The 6,804-nt window shown below is 74.0% G+C and carries 2 protein-coding genes; both read left to right on the forward strand.

Annotated features, from left to right (window positions below; genetic code table 11):
- Positions 1–4,936, forward strand: a 4,936-nt coding sequence (locus VHK87_RS03270; RefSeq protein WP_329633467.1) for an alpha-2-macroglobulin, incomplete at its 5' end; no start/stop codon positions are given.
- 100 nt (positions 4,937–5,036) lie between these two features.
- The coding region (pbpC, locus tag VHK87_RS03275) for a penicillin-binding protein 1C (RefSeq protein WP_329633468.1) at positions 5,037–6,804 on the forward strand (1,768 nt) is incomplete at its 3' end.

The raw sequence follows: 6,804 nt of genomic DNA on the forward strand, positions 1-6,804 counted from the left end.
GGTCGCCGCCGCGTTCGGCGGCGGGGCGCTAACGGCCACCGCCCTCGACGGCGCCCTGCCCGGCCGCTCGCCCGCCGCCGTCACGGGAGAGCCCGCCGGCGAGGGCTGGAGCCTGTTCGGCAAGCCCAGAGCCAAGGACGCCCGCCGGTCGGGGCCGCCGAAGCCGCAGGGCTTCGCGGTCTGGCGCTCGCGCATCGACAGCTCCGGCCCTGACCCCAAGGCCTGCATCGAGATGAGCCGCGCCCTCGACCCCGCCAAGGCCTACGGCGATTTCGTGCTGGTCTCTCCGGAGCTGCCGGCCAAGCCGGCGGTGCAGGTGAAGGGCTCGGAGCTGTGTCTGGCGGGCATCGGCTTCACCGACCGGACGGTCACCCTGCTGAAGGGATTGCCGGCCCGCGGCGGCGAGACGCTCGCCCAGAACGCCGAGGTGCCCTTCACCTTCGGCGAGAAGCCGCCGTTCGTGGGCTTCGCCGGCGAGGGCGTGATCCTGCCGCGCGAGGAGGCCGACGGCATCGGCATCGAGACCATCAACGTCCAGCGCCTGTCCATCGAAGTCTGGCGCGTCGTCGACCGCAACCTGGTGCGCAAATCCATCACCGCCCCAGAGCCCACCGCCGAGGGCGAGTACGCCAGCGACTGGGGCGACGACAGCCCGCAGGGCGAGGGCCGGCTGGTCTGGAAGGGCGAGGTGGCGGTGAACGCCGCCTCGGGTCAGCGGGTCACCACCGTCTTCCCCCTCGGCGCGGTGCTGAAGGAGATGAAGCCCGGCGGCTACGTCATCAAGGCCAAGGACGCTTCCGGCGGCCGGGGCCTGACGGCTGGAGAGGGCGACGAGGAGGACTACGACCCCAACCCGCCCGCCCAGGCCAGGCGCTGGGTGATGTTCACCGACATGGCGCTGTCGGCCTACGACGGCTCCGAGGCGCTGGACGTGGTGGTCCGCTCCCTCAAGACCGCCAAGACCCTGCCGAACCTGCGGGTCACCCTGGTCGCCGCCAATGGCGAGGAGCTGGGCCAGGGCAGGACCGACGGCTCGGGCCGGGTCCGCTTCGACCGGCCGCTGCTGGAGGGGGAAGACGCCGCCAAGGCCAAGATGGTGATGGCCTACGGACCGCAGGGCGACCTGGCGGTGCTCGACCTCGACCGCCCGCCGGCCGACCTGTCCCGCCAGGGGATCGGCGGCCGCACCGACACCACCGCCGGGCGCACCGCGGCCGGGCTGGTCGACGGCTTCCTCTATGCCGACCGCGGCATCTACCGGCCGGGCGAGACGGTGCACGTGAACGCGCTGCTGCGCGACCGCGAGGCCCGAGCGGTAAAGGACCGCCGCGGCTACATCGTGGTGCGCCGTCCGTCCGGCGTCGAGCTGATCCGCTACGGCTTCAAGGACGCGCCGATGGGCTACGCCGGCGCGGATATCGCCCTGCCCCGCAGCGCCCCGCGCGGCGTCTGGAAGGTGACGCTCGAGATCGACGGCATGGCCGAGCCGGCCGGCGAGATGAGCTTCAACGTCGAGGACTTCGCGCCCCAGCGGCTGGCGGTCACCGCGACCGGCCGCGAGGCGGTCCCGATGGCGCCCGGGGAGACGCGGCCCGTCGAGGTGCTGGCCCGCTTCCTCTACGGGGCGGTGGGCTCGGGCCTGACCACTCAGGGGGAGGCCCGGCTGCGGGTCGACCCCAACCCCTTCCCGCAGCACGAGGGCTACCAGTGGGGCGACCAGCGCGACCCGTTCAAGGAGCGGCTGCTGGAGCTCGGGGAAACCGTCACCGATGGCGAGGGGCGCGCGGTGCTGCAGGTCAACGCCGGCGCCGAGAACGACACGGCTCAGCCGCTGGAGGCCGAGTTCGTCGCCTCGGTGTTCGAGCCGGGCGGCCGCCCGGTGCGCGAGGGCCTGAAGCTCAAGGTGCGCAACCGCCCGGTCTACCTCGGGGTGAAGGTCGACCTCGGCGAAACCTCCGGCCGCAACGATCCGCTGGTCAACATGGACGTCGTCGCCGTCGATCCCGCCGGGCGGCGGGTGGCGGCGCCAAACGTCGGCTACCGGCTGATCAGCGAGACCTGGAGCTACGACTGGTTCCAGCAGGACGGCCGCTGGCAGTGGCGGCGGACGAGCCGCGACGTGGTGGTTGCCGCCGGGCCGATGAACGTCACCGCCGGCGCGCCGGCGCGGATCGCCCGCCGGCTCGGCTGGGGCGACTACCGACTGGAGCTCACCGGCCCTGAGGGGGCGGCCACGGTCATCCGCTTCGCGTCGGGCTGGGGTGCGCCGGCCAAGGACGTGGAGGCGCCGGACGTCGTCCGCGTCAGCGCCGGATCGCGCGAGTACGCCCAGGGCGACACCGTCGAGATCACCTTCAAGTCCCCCTACGCGGGCGAGGCCCAGATCGCCGTCGCCACCGATCGGCTGATCGACTTCCAGACCGTCTCGGTCGGCGAGGATGGCCGCACTGTGAAGCTGAAGACCAGCGCCGCCTGGGGCGGAGGCGCCTATGTGCTGGTCAGCGTCGTCCAGCCGCGCGACCCGGTCGCCTCGCCCAAGCCTCGGCGGGCGCTGGGCCTCGTCTACGTCCCCCTCGACCCCAAGAGCCGCAAGCTCGCCGTGGACATCGGCACGCCCGCCAAGATGCACGCCAAGCAGGAGCTGGAGGTGCCGCTGACCATCAAGGGCGCCGGCTTCGGCGGCAAGGCGCGGGTGACCGTGGCCGCCGTGGACGAGGGCATCCTGCGGATCACCCGCTTCGAGAGCCCTGATCCCGCCAAATGGTATTTCGGCAAGCAGGCGCTCAGCCTCGACTACCGTGACGATTACGGCCGCCTGCTGGATCCCAACCTCGGCGCGCCGGCCAACGTCAACTTCGGCGCGGATGGCGTCGGCGGCGAGGGACTGACGGCGACGCCGATCCGCACCGTCGCCCTGTGGTCCGGCCTGGTGGAGACCGGGCCCGGCGGCAAGACGACCATCCGGCTGCCCGCCCCCGACTACAACGGCGAGCTTCGGCTGATGGTGGTCGCCTGGACCGATGAAGCCGTGGGCGCGGCGTCGAAGCCGCTGGTGTCCCGTGAACCGGTGGTGGCCGAGCTCGCGTTGCCCAGGTTCATGGCCCCGGGCGACCAGGCCTTCGCCACCCTCGAGCTGCACAACCTCGAGGGTCGCCCCGGCGACTACACCGCCGAGGTTGTCTCCCAGGGCGGCCTGATGGCCCAGTTCCGCAAGCTGTTCCGCCTTGTGCTCGGCCAGCGCGAGGCCGAACGCATCCCGTTCGACGCCCCGCGCCGCGCGGGTGTCGGAAACGTCGGCTTCCGCGTCGCCGGTCCCGGCTTCAAGACGGCCCGGGACTACCCGCTCCAGACGCGCCTCGGCTGGGGCCCGATCACCCGCACCAGCATCGCCCTGCAGAAGCCCGGGGAGACCTTCACGCCCTCCTCCGCCCTGCTCTCGGGGCTGGCGGCGGGGGACGTGACCCTGACGGTCAGCTACTCGCCGTTCCGCGGCTTCGACCCGGCGCCGATCGCCCAGTCGCTGTCGCGATACCCGTACGGCTGCACCGAGCAGCTGGTCTCCGCCGCCTATCCGCTGCTCTACGCCGGCCAGCTCGACCCGAAGTCCAGGCGCGCGACGCCGGCCCTGAACCAGGCGGTCGGCCGGGTGCTGGACCGCCAGTCGATGGACGGCGCCTTCGGCCTGTGGCGGGTCGGCGATGCAGAGGCCGACGCCTGGCTCGGCGCCTACACCACCGACTTCCTGATCGAAGCCAGCCGGCAGGGCGCGCCGGTGCCGAAGGCCTCGCTCGACCGGGCGCTCGCGGCCATGCGCCAGATCTCACGGCCGGAGGGATGGGCCTCGGTGTCCTACCGCCTGGAATATCCCGAGTGGTGGGCCGGCTCGCCGGCGGCCTCTCGTGAGGCGACCTCGGCGCTGCGCCGTCGGGCCTCGGCCTACGCTCTCTACGTCCTCGCCAAGGGCGGTCAGGGGGACCTGGCGCGTCTGCGCTGGTGGCACGACGTGCAGATGAAGTCCGAGCCGGCGCCGCTGGCCAAGGCGCAGGTCGCCGCCGGCCTGGCGCTGATGGGCGACCGCGCCCGGGCCCGCTCCGGCTTCCGCGCGGCGGTTCGCTCGCTCGGCTACCGGGAGGAGAGCGACTGGTACCAGAGCCCGCTGCGCGACGTGGCCGCCGTCATCGCCCTGGCCTACGAGGCCGGCGAGGTCGACATCGCCCGCAGCCTGCAGGGGCGGCTGGAGAATGCCGTGAAGGACCCCGACCTGATCAACACCCAGGAGCAGGCGCGGCTGCTGCAGGCCGCCCACCACATGCTGCGGGCCGCCGGCCAGATCCGCATCCAGGCGAGCGGCGCGACGCCGCTGCAGTCGGCGGGCGGCTCGCCCCGATGGTCGGTCGGCCGGCTGGCGGAGGCCAGGTTCGCCAACGCCGGCTCGGGCGCCCTGTGGCGCACGGTGACCGTCCGCGGCACGCCGATCGACGCCCCGATGGCCGGCGGTACCGGCCTGGCGGTCTCCAAGCAGGTGCTGACGCTCTCCGGCGATCCCGCCGACGCCGGGGCCCTGCGCCAGGGGGACCGGGTGATCGTGCTGATCAAGGGCCGCTCGGCCCAGTCGCGCACCACCGCCCTGGTCGTCGACGATCCCCTGCCGGCCGGCTTCGAGATCGAGGCGGTGCTGGGCGCGGACGATGCGCAGAACGGGCCCTTCGGCTTCCTCGGCGAGCTCAGCCACGCCGACGTGCAGGAGGCCCGCGACGACCGCTACATCGCCGCCATGGACCTGCCGGGCGGCCAGACCTTCGCGGTCGCCTACCTGGCGAGAGCCGTCACCCCCGGCGACTTCCTGCTGCCCGGCGTCGAGGCCCGCGACATGTACCGCCCGACGCTCGCCGCCCGCACCGCGGCGCGGCGGACGACCATCGCGCCGGGGGGATAGGGTGGGATTGCCGATCCCATCTCCCCTTCTCCCGCGAGGGGAAAAGGATGGCTGGATCGGCCGCGTCCCAAAGCCCGCCTGGGCCATCGTCGCCGGGCTGATGGCCGTCGCCGTACTCGACGCCGTGTTCCCGCCCGACCTCACCCGCGCCGAGCAGGCCTCCGCCGTGGTGCTGGACCGCAGGGGTGCTTGGCTGCGCGCCCTGCCGGTGGAGAGCGGGCGCTGGCGCCTGCGGGCCGACCTGGAGCGCACCGACCCGCGCTTCGTCGAGCGGCTGGTGGCCATTGAGGACTCCCGCTTCTGGCTGCACCCGGGCGTCGATCTCCTGGCCGTGACCCGGGCGGCGGCGCAGGCGGCGGTGACCGGCCGCATCGAGAGCGGCGCCTCGACGCTCACCATGCAGACGGCCCGGCTGCTGGAGCCTCGGCCGCGCACCTTGCCCTCCAAACTGATCGAGATGGTCCGGGCGGTGCAGCTGGAGGCCCGGTTCTCCAAGCGCGAAATCCTGGCCATGTACCTGACGCTGGCGCCGTATGGCGGCAACCTGGAGGGCGTGCGGGCCGCGAGCCTCTCCTACTTCGGGCACGAACCGGAGAGCCTGACCGACGCCGAGCAGGCCCTGCTGATCGCGCTGCCACAGGCGCCGGAAGCGCGCCGCCCCGACCGTCGGCCCGAGGCCGCGCGCTTCGCCCGCAGGGCCGTGCTCGACAAGATGGTCCGCAGACGGGCCATCGCCGAAACCGCCGCCGCCGAGGCCGAGGCCGAGCCCCTGCCCGGCCGGGCGCCGTTCCCGGCGCTCGCCTGGCATGCGGCGGGCGAGCTGGCGCGGGCGGCCGACCGCGGCGAGGCGAGCGTCGTCTCGACCATCGACGCGGCCCTGCAGGCCAGGCTCGAGCCGCTGGCCGCGGCGGCGGCGCGGGCCCAGGGGCCGGAGACCACGGTCGCCATCCTGGTGGTGGAGGTGAAGGGCCGGGCTGTGCGCGCGGCGGTGGGCTCCTCCGGCCTCTCCGCCTCCGGCGGTTGGATCGATATGACCCGCGCGCGCCGCTCCCCCGGCTCGGCGCTCAAGCCCTTCATCTACGCCTTCGCCTTCGAGGACGGGATCGCCGCCCCGGACACCCAGATCGAGGACTCCGCGCGCCGGTTCGCCGACTACGCGCCGGAGAACTTCGACCGTGTGTTCCACGACAAGGTCAGCGTCCGCGAGGCGCTGGCCCAGTCGCTGAACATGCCGGCCGTCGCCACCCTGGAGAAGGTCGGGGCCTCGGCGTTTGAGGCCAGGCTCGACGGCGCCGGCGTCGAGCTGGTGCGGCCGCGGGCCGACAGCCGGGCGGCGGGCCTGGCCATCGCCCTGGGCGGGGTCGGGATCAGCCTGCGGGACTTGGCCGTGCTCTACGCCGCCCTCGGCGACGGCGGGATCGCCAAGCCGCTGGCCTGGACAGAGGACGAGGCGCAGCGCCGCGGGCGCGAGCGGGGCCGGCGCCTGGTGGCGCAGGACGCCGCCGTTCAGGTGCTGGACATCCTGCGCGAGACCCCGCCGCCGCAGGGCTTCAGCCCCGCCGCCCTGACCCGCGGGCGCCCCGCCATGGCCTACAAGACCGGCACCTCCTACGGCTTCCGCGACGCCCTGGCGGCGGGCGTCGTCGGCGGCCACGCCGTCATCGTCTGGACAGGGCGGGCCGACGGCGGGGCCCGGGGCGGACTGACCGGCCGGGACGCGGCCCTGCCGATCTTGTTCGACGTCGCCGACCTGATCCACGCCCCGCCGGCCGCGCCCCGGCCGATCGGCCCCAGTTCCGCGCCCCAGGCGCTGGCCGAACTGAAACCCGCCTCCGGCGGTCCGCGGCTGATCTTCCCGCCCGACCAGG

Origin of the sequence: Phenylobacterium sp., from assembly GCF_036263695.1 — a bacterium.
Classification (GTDB): Bacteria; Pseudomonadota; Alphaproteobacteria; order Caulobacterales; family Caulobacteraceae; genus Phenylobacterium.